An 18,647-nucleotide genomic window follows, 5' to 3' on the forward strand; every position below is an offset into this window, starting at 1 on the left:
GCGCAGGCCCTTGTTCTCTAAATGTTCAGAACAACACCCGCCCGCAAATTGGCAGACGAAAGACGATCCATGGCCCTCGACACCATCCGCGTGCGCGGTGCGCGCGAACATAATCTCAAGAACGTCTCTGTCGACCTGCCGCGCGACAAGCTGATCGTGTTCACCGGCCTTTCGGGCTCGGGCAAGTCCTCGCTGGCGTTTGACACCATCTATGCCGAGGGCCAGCGGCGCTATGTCGAGAGCCTTTCGGCCTATGCGCGCCAATTCCTCGAGCTGATGTCGAAGCCGGACATGGATGCGATCGAGGGCCTGTCGCCGGCGATCTCGATCGAGCAGAAGACCACCTCGAAGAATCCGCGCTCCACGGTCGGCACCGTCACCGAGATTTACGACTATATGCGCCTGCTCTGGGCCCGCGTCGGCGTGCCCTATTCGCCGGCGACCGGCCTGCCGATCCGCTCCCAGACCGTCAGCCAGATGGTCGACAAGCTGATGGCGCTGGATGAAGGCGCCCGCCTCTATCTGCTGGCGCCGGTCGTGCGGGGCCGCAAGGGCGAATACCGCAAGGAGTTTGCCGACTGGCTCAAGGCAGGCTTCCAGCGCGTCAAGGTGAATGGCGAATTCTACACGCTGGAAGAAGCGCCCGCCCTCGACAAGAAATTCAAGCACGATATCGATGTCGTGGTCGACCGGCTGGTGATCAAGCCGGGCCTGGAAGACCGCCTCGCCGACAGCCTGGAAACCGCGCTTCGCCTGGCCGACGGTCTCGCCATTGCCGAATTTGCCGACCAGAGCGACGAGAAGGGCAATCCGGAACGCCTGGTGTTTTCAGAGAAATTCGCCTGTCCGGTCTCCGGCTTCACCATTTCCGAGATCGAGCCGCGCCTCTTCTCCTTCAACAACCCGTTCGGCGCCTGCCCGGCCTGTGACGGGCTTGGCCAGTCACTCAAATTCGACGAGGACCTCGTCGTCCCCGATCGCGACAAATCCCTCACCGACGGCGCCATCGCGCCCTGGAGCCGCGCCACCTCCAAGCTCTACCAGCAGACCCTGCAGGCGCTGGCGGAACATTTCGGCGGCGACATGTTCAAGCCCTGGCGCGAGCTGCCGGAGGCGTTCCGCAAGGTCATCCTGTTCGGCACCAAGGACGACATCACCTTCGTCTATGAGGACGGGCTGAGAAAATTCGAGACCAGGAAACCCTTCGAGGGCGTCATCCCCAATCTTGAGCGGCGCTGGCGCGAGACCGATTCAAGCTGGGTGCGCGAGGATCTGGGGCGTTTCCAGTCTTCCCAGCCCTGCGAGACCTGTCATGGCCGCCGACTGAAGCCGGAAGCGCTGTGCGTCAAGATCGCCGACCACGACATCGCCCAGGCCGGCACCATGCCGATCCGCGTCGCACGGGACTGGTTCGGCGCCATCGAGAAGACGCTCTCGGCCAAGGACCAGCAGATCGCCGAACGCATTCTCAAGGAAATCCGCGAGCGGCTGAAATTCCTCGTCGATGTCGGGCTGGACTATCTCACGCTGGACCGCGCCTCGGGCACCCTGTCCGGCGGCGAGAGCCAGCGCATCCGCCTCGCCAGCCAGATCGGCTCCGGCCTGACCGGCGTGCTCTACGTCCTCGACGAGCCCTCGATCGGCCTGCACCAGCGCGACAATACCCGCCTCTTGGAAAGCCTGCGCGGCCTGCGCGATCTCGGCAATACGGTGATCATTGTCGAGCATGACGAAGAGGCGATCATGACGGCCGATCATGTCGTCGATCTGGGACCTGCGGCGGGTGTCCATGGCGGGGAGATCATTGCCGAGGGCACGCCGGACGACATCCTCGCCAGTGAAGCCAGCCTGACCGGCCAGTATCTGCGCGGCACGCGCCGGATCGAGATCCCGGTCAAGCGGCGCAAGATCGACCGGAAGCGCACCATCCGCGTCGTCGATGCGACCGGAAACAACCTGAAAAAGATCACCGCCGATTTCCCGCTCGGCGTGATGACCTGCGTCACCGGTGTGTCCGGCGGCGGCAAGTCGACCCTGACGATCGAAACGCTCTACAAGGCCGCCGCCCGCAAGCTCAACAAGGCCCAGACCGTTCCCGGCCCGCATGAGCGGGTTGAGGGGCTGGATCAGCTCGACAAGATCATCGATATCGACCAGTCGCCGATCGGGCGCACGCCGCGCTCCAATCCGGCCACCTATACCGGTGCCTTCACCCCGATCCGCGAATGGTTTGCCCAGCTGCCGGACTCCAAGACCCGAGGCTACAAGCCCGGCCGCTTCTCCTTCAACGTCAAGGGCGGGCGCTGCGAGGCCTGCCAGGGCGATGGCGTGGTGAAGATCGAGATGCACTTCCTGCCGGACGTCTATGTCCCCTGCGATGTCTGCCATGGCGCCCGCTTCAATCGCGAGACGCTGGAGGTCAAATTCAAGGGAAAATCCATCGCCGACGTGCTCGACATGACGGTCGAGGAAGGCGCCGACTTCTTCAAGGCCGTCCCCGCCGTGCGCGACAAGATGGAAACGCTCAAGCGCGTCGGGCTGGGTTATATCAAGATCGGCCAACCCGCGACCCAGCTCTCTGGCGGCGAGGCCCAGCGGGTCAAACTCTCCAAGGAGCTGGCCAAGCGCGCCACCGGCAAGACGCTCTATATCCTCGACGAGCCGACCACGGGTCTGCATTTCGAGGATATCCGCAAGCTGCTCGAAGTCCTGCACGAGCTGGTCGAGACCGGCAATACCGTGGTGGTGATCGAGCATAATCTCGACGTCATCAAGACCGCCGACTGGCTGATCGATCTCGGCCCGGAAGGCGGCGATGGCGGCGGCGAGATCGTCGCCGTCGGCACGCCGGAGACAGTGGCCAAGGTCGAGGCGAGCTGGACCGGGCGTTATCTGGCGCCAATGCTGGAGAAGGAAAAGGCGCGGCGGAAAGCGGCGCGGGTCTAGGGGGCTGGCGGGGCGGTGTGGTCTGGCTCGGCTGAATGCCGATGGAATTCCGGGCCGGCCTTGCGCGGCCGCCGTTCATGACGCCACACCATGTAACAGCCGGGCCCGAGCGAGAAGACGAGAATCGCCGTCAGGACGGGGCCGCCAATCCCGATGGCCAGAAGGACGGCCGGAAGCGACAGCATTCCGCCGGACGTTGCAGCAAGACTGCCCGCTCCAATCATCGACAGGATGCCGCCAAGCGTGAAAAGCGCTGCAAGCGAGATCACGGAGTTGACCGCCATGCTCGTCAGTGCGGGCCAAAAGACAAGTTCCGTTACCCGCCAGGCCTCGAACACAACAACCCGGCGCACGGAAACCGAATAGGCGGCGAGCGGCGCGATCCTCACGCTGACCCAGGTTGAAAGCGGCACCAGCAAGAGGCCCAGCACCGGAATCCGCGCCAGCGCGCGGACCGGGATCGCAATCAACCAGAATGCGAGCTGCCACAGCACCACCGAAGCGATCAACCGGCCTTCATCCGGGCCCAGACGCAAGGGCATTCCCGATGCAACTTCGTCCCGGACCAATGCCCGCAACCACATCGTCCAGACTGCCAGCAGGCTGAGCAGGAAGAACACGGCGAGGATGGCAGTCCAGCTGGTGGGGCGAAACCTTGGCTGCATGAGATCTGAGACTGGCTGTACGATCTCGATCGACTGGAGCGCCGCCGCCAGAAGCACGACAGGAAACAGCGACCAGAGAAAAAGTCGAACCGCCTGGCGCGGCCGGGCCCGGCAATAGAGCGGGACGTAGAAGACCGCCGTCTGGATCGAAAACGGTAACTTCGTACTCGACATCTGATGCCCGGACCTCATCTGGAATGCCTCCCGTCTGCCCCGATATGCCATGGCATTCTGGCACCGATGCCGGAGACGGCAGCGCAATGATGCAGGCCGATGCGAGTTTAGCCGCCGGTTTCACCCCTGCCAACGCCCGGGGCGGGTGCGGCAGCGGGCACCGCCGCTTCCCGTTTATGCCCATCCCGGCCGGCCAATGCCGCTGTCGGACCGACCAGCAGGAAAACCAGCACGGTTTGCAGCGGGATCAAGAGCCAGACTGCACTGCCCTCGGGGTAGGTCGTCAGCACCGCGACAAATGCCGGATCCTGCCAAGAATAGACATCGGCGAGCGTGATGACCCGCCCGATCAGCTGCTGAGGCAGCATCGCGATTGGCACGGCAAGCAACACGCTGCAGAGCGCCAGATGCGCCCAGAACAGCTGCATCCCTGCGCCCTTCGAGGCACGCCAGCCTCCGAGACGAAATTTGCGGTCCCGTATCGTGAGGGCAAAGCTGACGAAGAATCGCCCGAACACATAAAGCATGGCGGCGACACAGATCAGGAGGCCAATCATGATCAGCTCCGGGGCGAGCGCGCCAACCAGGCTGTCTGCGCTCGCCCTGGCAAGCTGCGCGATCAGCAACAGGATCATTCCGGCACTCACCAGCCCGATCAACCAGATCAGGAGATAGAGTCCGAGCAGGCGTAACTCGTCGAGACCGAGCTGCAGCGGCACATGCAGGCCCGGCTCATCGCGGAGATAGGCACGGTAGGCACCGGCGAGCAGGACGCAGTTGAACACCGCCGAGCCAGCCAACATGGCCAGAAAGGTGCCGATATCGGCGTGATGGGCCGACCCGAAATTCGAAAGGAATGCCGCGCTTTGCCCGGACATCACCCACAGGTAATTGCCGTAGGTCAGCAGCGACGCCGCAGCGATATAGGCGACCGTGCGCCCCGGCCGCCTGCCCAGCGTGCGGACGCCATGGATCAGCGCATCGAGAAAACGGAAGCGATCGGTCACGAAACCCCCAAGGCTCTGCCCTCAAGTCTGGCACATCCGCCTGCAGGCGCAAAGCATGGACGCGCAACCTGAACTCCTGCCCCGGCGGAGCGGGCCGGCGCAATCAGGCTGAGCTTCGTCACCCTCCCGATGCGCCCGGGTTTCAGGGATTCCGGGCAAACCTGACGGGTTGCCGCCTCACGAGCTGGAGCAGGCCGAGCCCGACCAAAGCGAATACGATCGCGTCTGCCAGATCATACCCCGTCAGGGGGAGCCCGCCATCTTCCGGCATGCCGGAGGTCACATCGAGCGTTACACTCAGGATCTGCGACAACGATCCCGCCTCCGGGTCACTCAATCGGGGAAGCGAACTGCCCAGCATCAGCCACAAATTGAATCCGGCATGCATCCCTATCGCCCCGAACAGGGATTTCTGCACCATCGCCAACAAGCAAAAGGCGACGCCGGAAAAGCCCATCGCGATCATCCAGAAACTGCCATAGGCAAGCCCGCCCCCGAACAGGTGGTAATGATAGGAGGCAAACAGCGCGCTGCTCAGCAGGATGCCCGGCGCCGCTCCCCAGCGCGCGGAAATCGCGGACAACAGCCATCCCCGAAAGACAACTTCCTCGGCTGCGGCGTAGATCGCGACCGCGGCGACGAAACAGGCGAGACGGACCAGATCAGCCGGCCCCAGACTGACAAGACTGCCAATGGCCTGAAATATCCACCAGCCGCCGCCATTGCCGGCGGGCGCTCCGGCGAACCAGCTGGCCATGTCGCCCAGGACTCCGATCGCCAGACAAATCCCGATCCCGGCCAGCAGACCCTGCCCGACCTGGCGGCGCCACTGCGGGTCGACCAGCCCCAGTGAGGCAAGGCTCCGCCGTTCGAACCGGAGCCCCCAGGCGGTGAAGACTGCGATGGCGGTTATGGCGAGCAGGACCGTCCACATCATTTCGACAGCCAGGGTGATGGTGGCCACCCCATTTGGCAATGCCGCAAGCCAGACAATCGTCGCCACGAAGACGACGCCCCCAAGGCCGAACATCAGCAGCAGGGGAGTGGCCCATCCCCAACTGCGCCGGGCGGTCGCCGGGACGCCATAGACCCACTCACCCTGGCGAAATACGCCCGACAATACGCTGATGACTTTCAAAACCTTGCGTCCATACCTGTACCATTCCCCCGTCGTGGCGGACGCTGCCTGCCACCTCTCCCTGATCCGGAACGCCAGCAGAAGAAAGTCGGCCGGTCCGGACGCGCGCCCGGCTAGCCCGACGCGGTGCCTGGCTCAGGCATCAGCCTCGGCGGCGGGCGGCGGCGCCGTGTCCGTCCCGGCGGCCGCACGCTTTCGCGCGTCCCAGTTGGCGACGGCAGCGGTCGGGCCGTAGAGCAGGAAAAGCAGCGTGGTCTGCAGCGGCACGGCGATGATCAGCCAATGGCCATAGGGATTGATCATCGAGGCCGCCATCTGGTCCGTGTCCGGCATGACGCCCGGCTGGGTGACCCCGGAAAGCGCCGTTTCCATCAGCCCGGGCGCGAGCAGGAACTGGCTGGTCATCATCACGATGTAGATCACGACATGCGCCCAGAGGAGCTGCATGCCGGCCCCTTTCGACGCCGTCCAGCCATCAAGGCTGATCTTGCGATCGCGAATAACCAGGGCGAAACCGACACTGGCGCGGCCCATGATATAGCCCAGCACGAGCATCATCGGGATCATCACGAAGATGCCGACAAGCCCGCCGATCAGGCCCGCCTGGGACGGATCGCCACCGCCGGAACCCAGCAGGGGCGCGAGCAGGAGGGTGAAGACGAGGATGAGAATGAACATGGCGATGGCAGCCGCGATCATGACACCAACCATCATGCCGAGCAGGATCAGGTAGAAGCCGAATGTGCGGAACTCGTCCGCACCGAACTGGAGCGGCAGGCTGAGCGCGGGCTGCTCGCGGACATAGACGCGGTAGGCGCCGGCGATCAGCACACAGCCGGCAATCATGGACACGCCCATAATTGCCGCGAAATACCCGCCATAACTGGAGAAATCGCCCTGGGCCATGTCCATGGTCGCGTTCATATAGCCGGTGAAGAAGGCGATCCCGGCATCAGACTGGGCCCAGAAATAATAGCCAAAGCTCAGCAGTGTGACGACGCCGATATAGGACAGCGCCCGTGCCGGCCGCCAAAACAGCGTGCGGATGCCATAGGTCAGCGCGTCAAAAAAACGAAAACGTTCGGTCATGATTCCCCCCCAGGTTCTGGACGCAGTCTGCACCTCGCGCCGAAAACGCACAATGCCCCGACTCAACCCGGCGTGGAATCTCCTGCGGCGCCCGCCGTATCCGTTTCCGGTGCGGCAACGGGCACCGCAAAGTTCGCGAACTGTCCGCGCGCCAACAACACAGCCACCCCCGCCCCCAGCACCAGGCTCGTCACCACGCTCGCCTCTGGCCCGAACACGCCGCCGGTCAGCCACCAGGCGGCATCGGCTGTGTCGGCGAGATCAATGATGACGGGATCGACCGGCACGTGTTGCCCGCTGACCGGCAGGCCGACGCCCGAGGCCAGCAGCCAGTTCCACGCCGCATGCCAGCCGCACACGCCCCAGAGCGAGCCTTCCTTCGCCGCGTAGAGGCTGAGAAAGACACCGACCAGCAGGATATTGGCGAGGCCGAACATCAATTCCCGCGACCAGGCGATATTGCCGCCATGAACGAAGGCGAACAGGATTGAATTGATCGTGATCGCCAGCCAGATGCCATGGCGCGAGGCGATCAGGCCCATCAGCCAGCCGCGAAAGAATAATTCCTCGGTCGAGCCCTGGATTATGAATCCTGCCAGCAGCCACATGACCGGGATCAGGCTGGCCAGGGCGAGGCTGCCGCCCGCCTCGATGCGATAGCCGCCGGCGAGCCAGATGATCGCGACGACGATGACGACAAAGCCGAGACCGAGGCCATAGCCGCGCAGGAAACGTGTGGAGAAAGCGCCGTTGAGCCCAAGCGTCGCAAGGCCGCGGCGCTCGAAGAAACGCGTCCACAGCAACAGCAGGATCGCCGAGGCACCGAAACCGGCAAACAGGAAATAGGCCATGCCGGCCCAGTCCATTTCGCCCGGCACGGGGCTGACCAGGCCAAGCAGCACGCCCGGGATCACGCCCAGGACCTGGCCTGCGCCCATGATAACCACGAGCAGAATGATCGCTGCCAGTGTCCAGGTGCGGCGCTGGCGCGCCTCTCTCGGTGCGTAGATTTCGCGTCCAGCCATTTCGCGCCCCAATCCGACTCAATCGATGCCTCAGGTTGGCCGCTACCCTTTCCCACGGCAAGCCAAAGCAAAACGGCCCGCCGTGGAACCGGCGGGCCGTCCTGTTATTGGCAAGGCGCGGCGACCTAGCCTTCGGTCGGCGAGGCCCCGGCAGGATGGTCGGCGGTCAGGGTCGGGGAATCGGTTTCCTCGATATCGCCGCCGGCGCGGTAGCGCACAGCATTGTAGGCGCCGACGCCGTGCCACATGCCCTCGAACACGATCTGCATCGCATAGCCCAGCACCACACCGGTCAGGAGGCCGACGACAACACCGGGATTGCCGAGCGTCTCCTGCAGCATGGCGAAGACCTCTTCAGGCATGAGTTCAGTACCGCCTTCGGCGATCTGTGCGAACTCCACCACCAGCGGCATCAGGGCACCCAGGAAGACGAGCTGGATCAGCGTGCCGAGCACGGTGGTCAGAACAAGGATCAGGCCGGCGACGACGAGATAGCTCAGCGCCAGGTGCCAGAACACACCCTTGCTCGCCGTCCAGCTCTCGAAGAAACGGACCTTGCGGTCGACCATGGTCAGGCCCGGAGCCGAAGCGAGCCGGATACAGAAGACCAGCACGATGACGGCGATGGCCAGAATGCCGACAAAGGCGATCAGCCCGGTCATCAGACCGCCGGTCATCGAACCATCACTGCCGGCAAACACGCCGGCCGCCACCAGTCCAACCACGACGGCCGCCATCGCGATGCCGAGATAGGCGGCGATACCGACGACGATATAGAGCAGGTTGACGCCGAGCAGGCGCAATTCATCGCCACCGAAACGGAAAGGGATCACGGAGGCGATCTCGCCACGCGTCAGCAGACGCAGCCAGGCGCCCTGGAACATCAACGCCGCAATGATGCCGAGCAGACCGATCAGCGGAATGGACGCCATGAACGGGCCCATCATGGCCAGCATTTCCTGTTCAAGTTCGGCCTCGGTCAGGCCGCCGGGCGCTTCGTGCATCGCCATCTCGAACAGGCCCATATAGGCCGGACCGAGCAGCGAAAGCGCGAGCGCAGCAAGCGCCGCGGCCACAAGGGCCTGGCACACGGCGATCCAGATCACGCCCAGCGGATTCTCGCCGAAACGCTTGAAAAAGTAGAAAATGCATTCCCCGATATCGAAAGCCTTGCCTGTCATGTCGTTCCCCTCTGCGACTGCTCGCATGTTAGGCACACATCATGACGAATTGGCAATCAAACACCAGAGGGAAGCTAGGCCAACGCGTCCCCTGCCACGGGCGTCGCGGTGCGGTTGCGATAGATATAGGCATAGAGGCCCGAGAATACCGGGATATTGATGAAGGCCATCAAGCCGTTCCAGCGCAGGTATTCCTCGGCCGCGGCCAGGGCCGGAGCATTGATCTGGTCGGCCCCGACCGGCACCGGCACATAGAGCGGCCGCGATCCGAGCATGGCGCAGATCAGCTCATACAATCCGGCCTCCAGCGCCAGCAAGGGCAGTGAGGTCAGCAGAAGCGCCGCGGCGATCCGCAAGGCATTGCCATTGCTCAGCGACCAGGCGCTCAGCACCATGATCTTGCGATTGGCGATGGTCGCCGGCAGCGCCAGCACCAGCCGCGCCGAAAGCCAGATCAGCAGCGCCGCCGCCGCCAGGCCGACCACGCCGGCCACCGCCCAGTCGGCAGTGCCGAGATAGGCCATCGCATCGGCCAGTTCGAGGCCTTCCGCCTCGGGGTCGATCCCGGCCCGGCTCATCGCGCCGGCCGCAATTGAACCAAGGACCACGGCCCAGAACATGAAGGCCATGATGAAGACGAGCAGGGTCAGCGCCGAGACCAGCAGGCCGACGATGAAGATACGCCCCTCATCGGCACCGGCCTTGAGACCGTGCCAGCCACTGTAATCGCCCAGCACCGCCATGCGCAGACAGGCCGCCGACAGCGCCAGACTGGCGACAACGGTGACCAGCGACAGCAGGAAGAAGCCCATCGACAGCGCCGGATTGCCCGTCGCATCGCCCAGCGCCTGCATCAGCACCAGCTGCGCGATATAGGCCAGCGTATAGGGCGCCGCCGCGACCAGGGCGCGCTGCCAGTGGGAGATCAGGAAGGCATAGCCAGCCAGCGTGCTGCGCAGGATCGGGACGGGTGTCGCGGTGGGGGTCGGGTTCATGCCAGGCTCCGTGACGGGGGCTGTGTTCAAGACCCCCGATCTGGACGTGCCGGGCCGTGAAGGCAAGTTACGGGGTGCAGCTGGGCGCAGATGGCAAGGCCCCACTGCCCCCAAATGCTTGACTTGCACCCGCCCCCGCTCGATATGCCGCGCATGACCCAAAGCGCTCTCAAACCTGTCCACATCATCGGCGGCGGCATGGCCGGCTCCGAAGCGGCCTGGCAACTTGTCTCGCAAGGCGTGCCCGTCATCCTGCACGAGATGCGCGGGGTGAAGGAAACCGAGGCCCACAAGACTGACGGGCTGGCCGAGCTGGTCTGTTCCAACTCCTTCCGCTCCGACGACGCCCAGACCAATGCGGTCGGGCTGTTGCATGAGGAAATGCGGCGCTGCAATTCGATCATCCTGGCCGAGGGCGATAATCACCGTCTGCCGGCCGGCGGTGCCCTCGCCGTCGATCGCGACGCCTTTTCCGCCGCCGTCACCAAGCGCCTGAGCGAGCACCCGCTGGTGACGATCTCGCGTGAGGAAATCACCGGTCTGCCGCCGGAAGACTGGGACAGCGTCATCATCGCCACCGGGCCCTTGACGTCGGAGAGCCTGTCGGAAGCCATCCTCAAGGAGACCGGCGAAGACGAACTGGCCTTCTTCGACGCCATCGCGCCGGTCATCCATCGCGACAGCGTCAATATGGACAAGGCCTGGTTCCAGTCGCGCTATGACAAGGGCGAGACCCTGGCCGACCAGACCGCCTATCTCAATTGTCCGATGGACAAGGAACAATACGACGCCTTCATCGACGCGCTGATTGCCGGCGAGAAGACCGAGTTCAAGGAATGGGAAGGCACGCCCTATTTCGAAGGCTGCCTGCCGATCGAAGTGATGGCCGAGCGCGGCCGCGAGACCTTGCGTCACGGGCCGATGAAACCGGTCGGGCTGACCAATCCCCACAATCCCACCGTCAAGGCCTATGCCATCGTGCAATTGCGCCAGGACAATGCGCTGGGCACGCTGTTCAACATGGTCGGTTTCCAGACCAAGCTGAAATACGGCGTCCAGACCGAAATCTTCCGCCTCATCCCCGGCCTGGAAGAGGCGCAGTTTGCACGCCTCGGCGGCATTCACCGCAATACCTTCCTCAACTCGCCGCGCCTGCTCGACGATCAGCTGCGCCTGAAATCCCAGCCGCGCCTGCGCTTTGCCGGACAGTTGATCGGCGTTGAAGGCTATGTCGAAAGCGCCTCGATGGGCCTGCTGGCCGGTCGCTATGCTGCCGCCGAACGTCTCGGCAAGACGCTGGCGCCGCCGCCGGAAACCACGGCCATGGGCGCCCTGATCCGCCATGTCACCGGCGGGCATCTCGATGCCGGCAAGGGCAGTTTCCAGCCGATGAATGTCAATTTCGGCCTCTTCCCGCCCATCACCCAGCCGACCCAGGACGCCGACGGCAACCGCATCCGCGGCAAGGCCAAGACACCGGCGCGCAAGACAGCGATGTCAGCAAGGGCGCTGGATGATCTGGCGGCCTGGCTGAGTTAGCCGCCTCATTTCAACTTGAAATAGCCGCGCAGACGGTGTGAACTTCCCGGCAGATCGGGGGGATTTCATGTTCAGATCAGTTTTGGCTGGCCTTGCGGCCACACTTTTCACCTGTGGCAGCAGCCTGGCGCAGAACGAGGCACCACCCGCGCTCGAACTGTTCGCGCAGATGCCGCAGATGGACATGGTCACCCTGTCCCCGAACGGGCAGCGGATCGCCTTTCTCAGCAATCTTGAAGGCCGCCGCATCCTGGTCGTACGCGAGTTGGCCGGAGGCGAAGAACAGCTCGCCAATGTCAGCGAGATCCGGCCCGAATCCATGCTCTGGGCCAGTGACCGCACGCTGCTGCTCTCGGCAAGCGAGGCGGCCAATTCCCGGCGCGTACACGGCGTCATCGATTTTTCCGCCGTTCTGGCCTTCGATGTCGAGGATGGGCTTGAATTTCGCCAATTGCTGCGCGGGTCGCGGCGGACCGGGGCCAATCTCCGGCTCGGCCGCATTCTCGGCATCAGTGCCGAGGACGGTTTTGCGCTGATCCCGGCCTGGGACGAGGGCGGAAATTACGATCTGCTCGCCGCCAACCCCGCCCGGCGGGGCGAGCGCGTCGAGGCCAATGGCAGCACGATTACCCGGGACTGGATCATCGACCGCCAGGGCAATGCCGTCGCGCGGGTCGATTATTCCGATGCCCGCAATACCCAGCGCATCATGGTGCAGCGCGGGGATGACTGGGCCCCCATCCTTGAAGAAGAGGATGCGGAGCGGCCGGTCTATTCCGCCCAGGGGCTGGTCGAGGACGGATCGCTGGCGATCCGTGTGAGATATAATCGCAGCGAGGGGGCATCGACCAGCGGGCTCTACGCCGTCTCGCTCGAGACCGGCCAGATCACCCGGCAGCTGTTTCGCAATGACCAGTACGATATCGGCACCGTGCTGACCGACCCCAATACCAATCTGGTTGTCGGCGTCGCCTATAGCGACGTGTTCGACGAGCACGTCTGGTTTGACGAGGAATTGGCAGCGCGGCAGGCGATGCTGGAGGCCGGTTTTGGCGGCGTTTCCGTGCGGATCGAAAGCTGGTCGCGTGATCGCGGCCGGTTCGTGATCTCGACTGAAGCGGCGGATCGGCCACGGGTCTATTATCTCTACGATGTCGCCAGCAACAATGTCGAAGCCATCGGCAGCGCCTATGGCCCGCTGGCGCTGGGCGGCCTGCGTCCGCGCCTGCACATCCACTACCCGGCGCGTGATGGCACCCAGATCCCCGGCTATCTGACCACGCCGGAGGGCGACGGCCCCTTCCCCACCGTCATTCTGCCCCATGGCGGCCCGTCCAGCCGTGACAGGGGCGGATTTGACTATCTCGCGCACTTCCTCGCCTCGCGTGGCTATGCCGTGCTGCAGCCGGATTTCCGCGGTTCGGACGGCTATGGCCGGGAGTGGGAAGTGGCCGGTTATGGCGAGTGGGGAACCGGGCTGATGCAGCATGATGTCACCGACGGCGCCCTCGCCCTGGTCCAGGCCAATATCGCCGATCCCGACCGGCTCTGCATCGTCGGCTTCAGCTATGGCGGCTATGCCGCGCTGGCCGGGGCGGCCTTCACGCCCGACCTCTACCGCTGCGCCGCCGCCATCGCCCCTGTCACCGATCTACCGGGATTGATCCGCTATGACATCGATCGCCATGGCAGCCTGCACTGGAGCGTGGCCTATTGGAACGAGGCCATGCATGGGGTTGATGAAGCACGGCGCAGCGCCCGGCTCCGCGCCATCTCGCCCGCCTATCATGCCGACCAGATACTCATCCCGATCCTGTTGATGCATGGCCGCGATGACAGCGTCGTCCCGATCGAGCAGAGCCGCGACATGCGCGATGCCCTGCGCCGCAACCGGGCCGATCTGGAATACATTGAAATGAACGACAGCGATCACTGGCTGAGCAATGCCGGGACGCGCACCCGCGTGCTCACAGAGCTGGAGCGCTTTCTGGGCGAGCATATCGGGGATTAGCCGGGCTCAGCCTCCGATCGGAGACACCGGGCAACGGACCAGAACAGTGCGCGCTGGCGCGGTTCGAACGGATTGGGCCAGATTGACAAAGGTACAATCCGCGATTGTGATGCGATCAAGCAGCAAGCGTGGGGCTTGCGGATGCGGGGGGATTCCATGTTTCGCTTTCTGTACGCGCTCGCAGCGCTGTCTTTCATGCTGCCCGCTGTCGACGCACAATCCGCGCCGCCGCCCATCAGCGCCTTCGCCCGCAACCCGCAGATCGCCCTGCCATCCATCTCGCCGAATGGCCGCCGGATTGCCATGCTTTCAGAAGCGGCCGGCCAGCAGATCATTGCCGTCATCTCCCGCGACGGTGAGCCACCGGCCGGCGCCAACGTGTCCGCGGTCCGGGTCCAGCGGCTGCTCTGGGCGAGTGACGATATTCTGATCATCATTGCGTCTGTCGCCCGTGAACGCGGTCAGTGGGGCGCTGTCGACTACACGCAAATTCATGCGCTCGACCTCAACCGGCCTGATCGGCTGCGCGAGCTCGATGGCTACCCGGTCGGCCGGGTGCCTGACAGCGGTGATCTTGTGGTGTGGGGGCGAACCGGAGGACGAGGCCTGTCGACGATGGACCCGGCAACCGGCCTGTTCCTGACCATCGACCAGACCAATGAACCCGTTTTCGATTATGCCCTCGACGCCGCCGGCACGCCCATCGCACGAACCAGCTACCGGGTCGTCAGTCAGCGCTACATCCTGGAAACCCGCAGCGGCGAGTTCTGGAGCGTGGTCGATGAGCGCCAGGAAGAACAACTGACAACCAGAATGTGGGGACTGCTCGCGGGGACCGATGACGAGCTGGTTTTCTCGGAACGTCCAGCGCGGGGCGGACAGCGCCTCTATACAGTTTCGCTCGAAACAGGGCAGCGCTTGCGCACCTTGTACGAAAACGAAGATTTCGACTTCGAGCAACTGTTGCGCGACTATTACACCAACACGATTATCGGCTTCACCATCGATGAGGACATGCCGCGCGACGTCTGGTTCGATGAGGATTTCGTAGCGATCCAGGGCGTTCTGGACGGTGCCATTCCCGATGCTTTCGTGTCCATCCAGTCCTGGTCAACCGACCGGACGCAATTCACCGTCGCCGCTTTCCGCGAGAACCGGCCCCCGGAATACTTCCTGTTCGATGCCACCAGCATGTCGCTCGCCGCGCTCGGGCCTGCCTATCCGGAGCTGGCATCTGTCGCCCTGCCTCAGCGTCTGTCGGTGCGCTACCGCGCCAGTGACGGGACATCCATCCCGGCCTATCTGACCCTCCCGGAGAGCGAGGGGCCACATCCGCTCATCGTCCTGCCCCATGGCGGTCCGGCGTCCCGGGATACGGGTGGATTTGACTATATCGCCCATTTCTTCGCGACGCGCGGCTATCTCGTCCTGCAGCCCAATTTCCGGGGCTCCGGCGGGTATGGCGCGGCCTGGGAAGAAGCCGGCTGGGGCGAATGGGGCACGGGGATCATGCAGAGCGATATCACTGACGGCCTCAATGCCATGGTCCAGGCCGGGTATGCGATGCCGGGCCGCGCCTGCATTGTCGGGGCGAGCTATGGCGGTTATGCGGCCCTGGCCGGCGCCACCTTCACGCCCGATGCCTACCAGTGTGCCGCCGCCATCGCGCCATTGAGCGACCTCTGGCTCATTGTTCGCAATGCCGATGCTTGGGGCGGGATCGCAACTCCCTATTCCCGGCGTATCGCCCAGCAGTTCACCGGGACGACACAACTGCCTGATCGCGCGGCCGTCCGCCGGATCTCGCCGGTCGACCACGTCGAAAATGTCCAGATTCCGGTCCTGCTCATCCATGGCCGCGAGGACAGTGTCGTCGATGACGAGCACAGCGCCGTCATGAACCGCGCGCTGAGCCGCGCGGGCAAGGATGTGACCTATGTCCACATTTCCGATCTCGACCACTGGCTCACATCAGCGGCCATGCGGGCCCGGGTCCTGAGCGAGCTGGAAAACTTCATCGGCGAGCATATCGGCGACGGCGCGAACTAACGCCCCGTCAGCGACAGCCAGCTGAGCCGCGCCTGCCGCGCCAGGAGCGCGCGCTCGGGCGGGACTTCGAACGGGTTCTTCGGCAGACGCTCCAGATAGCCCGGCGTCAGTACGACATAGCCAGCCGCCGGCACGGCCTCGACCGGCAGCGCACCGGCGGCGCGGAAGGCGCGCGCCGCATCTTCGGCGATGGCGCGCACCGGCTGGATTGCGGCCTTCGCCTTATCAGGACCAAGACCCTGGGCGAGCATGGCGGGCGTGCCCCCCAGCTCGGTGAGATAGTCGCCGGCGACCGGGGCGCGGCCGATGCGGGCACGCCAGGCGAAGGCGCGCAGCAGGCCCGTCAGGCCCCAGGCGCGGCCGGCATCGATGATCTGGCGCTCCGGCAAGTCACCCTCGCAAAGCAGGAGCGCCAGACGCACCAGGCGCACCGAAGTCCGGTCGACATAATCGATCAGGGCGTCGAGATCAGGATGCGGCGCGGCGCTGATATCATCGAAACGGGCATCGATCAGATCGATCAGCTCGGTCTCAGGCAGAATCGCCGTCAACGGTGCCAGCGCCTCGGTGACGGCATGACGGCGCACCTTGGGGGTTTCAAGATAGAGGTCGCTGATCGCCTCGCGCCACCAGGTCAGTTTCATCTCGCCGATCAGGCTCTCGCTGGTGGCATCGGCAATACGGGCGATCTCATGGTTCAGCGCGTAGAGTGCGAACAGGCGCGCGCGCAGTCCGGCGGGCGCAAACAAGGCCGCCAGACGCCGGTCCGGGTCGGATTTTTGCAGTAAAACCGATAAATCCTCGGCGCTCATGCGCTCCTCCGGTGGACATTGGTGGCCAGAGGCCCATATGCATTCATATCATTGAGCGGCGCAGACGCCCGCCCCCCGCGCACCTGTTTTGTCACACACGCAATCGACGGAGAACGTCCCATGAGCTTCACCCTTCCCGCCCTGCCCTATGCCAAGGACGCCCTGGCGCCGCACATCTCCGCCGAGACGCTCGACTTCCACCATGGCAAGCACCACGCCGCCTATGTCACCAACCTCAACAAGCTGCTGGACGGCCATGAGCTGGCCGGCAAGTCCCTCGAGGACGTCGTCAAGGCCAGCGCCGGCAAGGCCGACATGGCCGGCATTTTCAACAATGCGGCCCAGGTCTGGAACCACACCTTCTACTGGAACTCGATGGCTCCGAATGGCGGCGGCGCACCTGCCGGTGAGCTGGCCACGATGATCGACCGTGATTTCGGCTCCTTCGACGCCTTCAAGACCGCCTTCGCGACGGCCGGCGCGACCCAGTTCGGCTCCGGCTGGGCCTGGCTTGTGCTGAAAGACGGCAAGCTTGAAATCCGCAAGACCGCCAATGCCGAAACCCCGATCACCGAGGCCGGCGTGACGCCGCTGCTGACGATGGATGTATGGGAGCATGCCTATTACGTCGATTTCCGAAATCGCCGTCCGGACTATATCTCCACCTTCCTGGGCGATCTGGTCAACTGGGATTTTGCTGCCGCCAATCTGGCCGCCGCAAAATAGTCTGCTGGGCGTCTCGCCAAGCGAGCTTTCCCGTCTTAGGCTTCCCCTCGGTTGATCGATAAGAATACCGAGGGGAATTCCATGGCATTGCGTTCCTTCCTTGCCGGGCTCGCTTTTGCGGGCCTGGCGGCCTGCAGTCCGGATCCGGCCGCCCAGACCGTCAGCGAAGCTCCGGCAGCGCTTGAAACAGCGGCCATACAGGCCCCGGATTTCACCCCGGTCGACAATCCGGCCGCGCTGGGCTTTGACCCGGCCGGCCTGGCCGCGCTGGACCAGCAGCTCGAGGCGCTGACCGCCGCCGGTGCCCGCCCCGGCTATGCCGCCATCATCTCCCGCGGCACCCGGGTCGCCTTTGTCTCCGAAGCCGGGCAGATCGATCTGGAAACCGGCGAAGCCTTCACCATCGACAGCCCTGTGCGCATCGCCTCGATGTCCAAGCCGGTGACGGCGGTGGCGGTGATGATGCTGGTCGAAGCGGGCCAGATCGGGCTTGATGATCCGGTCTCCGACTATATTCCCGAGTTTGCCAATGTGCAGGTTGCCGTCAGCCCGATGGCCAATGCCGAGGGCGTCATCGAGACCCGCGCACCGGTGCGTCCGATCACGATCCGCCATTTGCTCACCCACACCGCCGGCCTGGGCTATATCTTCGACAATCAGACCGATCTCGGCCGGCTCTATCTGGAAAACTCGCTCTATTCCGGCAGCGGCGATCTTCAGGCGCGGATGCAGCAGCTCGCCGCCCTGCCCCTCTATACAGATCCGGGCACGCGCTGGATCTACTCCTATTCCCTCGACGTACTCGGCCGCGTGGTCGAGGTCGCGTCGGGCGAGCCCTTCGAGGTGTTCATGGAGACCCGCCTGTTCGAACCGCTCGGCATGAGCTCGACCGGCTTCTTCTATGAGGATGTCGATTTCGACGAGGCCGACATGTCACCGCTCTACGTCCATGACGAGACCGGCGCCATGGTGCCCTTCGAGCAGGCCAATCCGGACTGGGCCTCGGGCGGCGGCGGCCTGGTCTCGACGGCGTCGGACTATATCCGCTTTGCGATGATGCTCGCCAGTGGCGGCTCGCTCGGGGAAGTGCAAATCCTCTCGCCCGAGAGCGTGCGTGAAATGACCTCGCCGCAAGTGCCGACCGAACAGCTCGGCGATGACTGGGGTGCGCGCGGCTTTGGCTTCGGCGGGTCGGTAGTCCTGTCGCCGGCCGAGGGCCAGGAGGCGGTCGGCGTCACCGGCGATTATGCCTGGAGCGGCCTGTTCGACACGGATTTCTTCATCAGCCCC

At 64.3% G+C, this 18,647-nt stretch carries 14 protein-coding genes; 6 read left to right on the top strand and 8 right to left on the bottom strand.

What is annotated here, in order from left to right; genetic code table 11:
- Positions 1–69: 69 nt before the first annotated feature.
- Positions 70–2,946, top strand: a complete 2,877-nt coding sequence (gene uvrA / locus ACN0YF_RS07645) for an excinuclease ABC subunit UvrA (protein ID WP_417493919.1) — start codon at positions 70–72, stop codon at positions 2,944–2,946.
- Here the strand turns inward: uvrA and ACN0YF_RS07650 are convergent.
- The 7 genes from ACN0YF_RS07650 to ACN0YF_RS07680 form a co-directional block, all read right to left on the bottom strand.
- Entirely contained in the window at positions 2,943–3,836 is an 894-nt protein-coding gene (locus ACN0YF_RS07650) for a hypothetical protein (RefSeq protein ID WP_417493920.1), read from the bottom strand. The genes uvrA and ACN0YF_RS07650 overlap by 4 nt on opposite strands.
- A 56-nt stretch (positions 3,837–3,892) precedes the next feature.
- Complete coding sequence (locus ACN0YF_RS07655; RefSeq protein ID WP_417493921.1) at positions 3,893–4,792, bottom strand: hypothetical protein; 900 nt, start codon at positions 4,790–4,792, stop codon at positions 3,893–3,895.
- 142 nt (positions 4,793–4,934) lie between these two features.
- On the bottom strand, positions 4,935–5,930 hold the full coding sequence (locus tag ACN0YF_RS07660) for a CPBP family intramembrane glutamic endopeptidase (protein ID WP_417493922.1): 996 nt from the start codon (positions 5,928–5,930) through the stop codon (positions 4,935–4,937).
- Between the two features lie 135 nt (positions 5,931–6,065).
- Positions 6,066–7,019: a hypothetical protein gene (locus ACN0YF_RS07665; protein ID WP_417493923.1), complete on the bottom strand. Its 954-nt coding sequence runs from the start codon at positions 7,017–7,019 to the stop codon at positions 6,066–6,068.
- 62 nt (positions 7,020–7,081) lie between these two features.
- The gene (locus tag ACN0YF_RS07670; protein WP_417493924.1) at positions 7,082–8,044 is read right to left on the bottom strand and encodes a CPBP family intramembrane glutamic endopeptidase; all 963 of its coding nucleotides are present in this window, start codon (positions 8,042–8,044) and stop codon (positions 7,082–7,084) included.
- A gap of 125 nt (positions 8,045–8,169) precedes the next feature.
- A complete protein-coding gene (locus ACN0YF_RS07675; RefSeq protein ID WP_417482539.1) occupies positions 8,170–9,225 on the bottom strand; it encodes a hypothetical protein in 1,056 nt (351 codons plus the stop codon).
- 74 nt (positions 9,226–9,299) lie between these two features.
- A complete protein-coding gene (locus ACN0YF_RS07680; RefSeq protein WP_417493925.1) occupies positions 9,300–10,220 on the bottom strand; it encodes a hypothetical protein in 921 nt (306 codons plus the stop codon).
- 144 nt (positions 10,221–10,364) lie between these two features.
- Between ACN0YF_RS07680 and trmFO the strand changes: the two genes are divergently transcribed.
- The 3 genes from trmFO to ACN0YF_RS07695 all read left to right on the top strand — a co-directional run bounded on the left by trmFO (position 10,365) and on the right by ACN0YF_RS07695 (position 15,819).
- Positions 10,365–11,759: a methylenetetrahydrofolate--tRNA-(uracil(54)-C(5))-methyltransferase (FADH(2)-oxidizing) TrmFO gene (trmFO, locus tag ACN0YF_RS07685; protein ID WP_417493926.1), complete on the top strand. Its 1,395-nt coding sequence runs from the start codon at positions 10,365–10,367 to the stop codon at positions 11,757–11,759.
- Between the two features lie 67 nt (positions 11,760–11,826).
- The gene (locus tag ACN0YF_RS07690; protein WP_417493927.1) at positions 11,827–13,770 is read left to right on the top strand and encodes an alpha/beta fold hydrolase; all 1,944 of its coding nucleotides are present in this window, start codon (positions 11,827–11,829) and stop codon (positions 13,768–13,770) included.
- Between the two features lie 156 nt (positions 13,771–13,926).
- Complete coding sequence (locus ACN0YF_RS07695) at positions 13,927–15,819, top strand: alpha/beta hydrolase family protein (protein WP_417493928.1); 1,893 nt, start codon at positions 13,927–13,929, stop codon at positions 15,817–15,819.
- On the opposite strand, the gene ACN0YF_RS07700 is transcribed toward ACN0YF_RS07695, so the two are convergent.
- Positions 15,816–16,631: a squalene/phytoene synthase family protein gene (locus ACN0YF_RS07700; RefSeq protein ID WP_417493929.1), complete on the bottom strand. Its 816-nt coding sequence runs from the start codon at positions 16,629–16,631 to the stop codon at positions 15,816–15,818. The two genes, ACN0YF_RS07695 and ACN0YF_RS07700, sit on opposite strands and share 4 nt — an antisense overlap.
- A gap of 120 nt (positions 16,632–16,751) precedes the next feature.
- On the opposite strand from ACN0YF_RS07700, the gene ACN0YF_RS07705 reads away from it, so the two are divergent.
- Positions 16,752–17,357: a superoxide dismutase gene (locus tag ACN0YF_RS07705; RefSeq protein WP_417493930.1), complete on the top strand. Its 606-nt coding sequence runs from the start codon at positions 16,752–16,754 to the stop codon at positions 17,355–17,357.
- An 81-nt stretch (positions 17,358–17,438) separates the two neighbouring features.
- On the top strand, positions 17,439–18,647 hold a 1,209-nt coding region (locus ACN0YF_RS07710), incomplete at its 3' end, for a serine hydrolase domain-containing protein (RefSeq protein WP_417493931.1).

The sequence above is a fragment of the Maricaulis sp. genome (genome assembly GCF_048270265.1).
GTDB lineage: Bacteria > Pseudomonadota > Alphaproteobacteria > Caulobacterales > Maricaulaceae > Maricaulis.

Excerpts from the sequence above, each read along its gene's own strand:
- uvrA (WP_417493919.1), top strand. The coding sequence starts at position 70 with ATGGCCCTCGACACCATCCGCGTGCGCGGTGCGCGCGAACATAATCTC.
- ACN0YF_RS07650 (WP_417493920.1), bottom strand. The coding sequence starts at position 3,836 with ATGGCATATCGGGGCAGACGGGAGGCATTCCAGATGAGGTCCGGGCAT.
- ACN0YF_RS07665 (WP_417493923.1), bottom strand. The coding sequence starts at position 7,019 with ATGACCGAACGTTTTCGTTTTTTTGACGCGCTGACCTATGGCATCCGC.
- ACN0YF_RS07670 (WP_417493924.1), bottom strand. The coding sequence starts at position 8,044 with ATGGCTGGACGCGAAATCTACGCACCGAGAGAGGCGCGCCAGCGCCGC.
- ACN0YF_RS07675 (WP_417482539.1), bottom strand. The coding sequence starts at position 9,225 with ATGACAGGCAAGGCTTTCGATATCGGGGAATGCATTTTCTACTTTTTC.
- ACN0YF_RS07680 (WP_417493925.1), bottom strand. The coding sequence starts at position 10,220 with ATGAACCCGACCCCCACCGCGACACCCGTCCCGATCCTGCGCAGCACG.
- trmFO (WP_417493926.1), top strand. The coding sequence starts at position 10,365 with ATGCCGCGCATGACCCAAAGCGCTCTCAAACCTGTCCACATCATCGGC.
- ACN0YF_RS07690 (WP_417493927.1), top strand. The coding sequence starts at position 11,827 with ATGTTCAGATCAGTTTTGGCTGGCCTTGCGGCCACACTTTTCACCTGT.
- ACN0YF_RS07695 (WP_417493928.1), top strand. The coding sequence starts at position 13,927 with ATGTTTCGCTTTCTGTACGCGCTCGCAGCGCTGTCTTTCATGCTGCCC.
- ACN0YF_RS07700 (WP_417493929.1), bottom strand. The coding sequence starts at position 16,631 with ATGAGCGCCGAGGATTTATCGGTTTTACTGCAAAAATCCGACCCGGAC.
- ACN0YF_RS07705 (WP_417493930.1), top strand. The coding sequence starts at position 16,752 with ATGAGCTTCACCCTTCCCGCCCTGCCCTATGCCAAGGACGCCCTGGCG.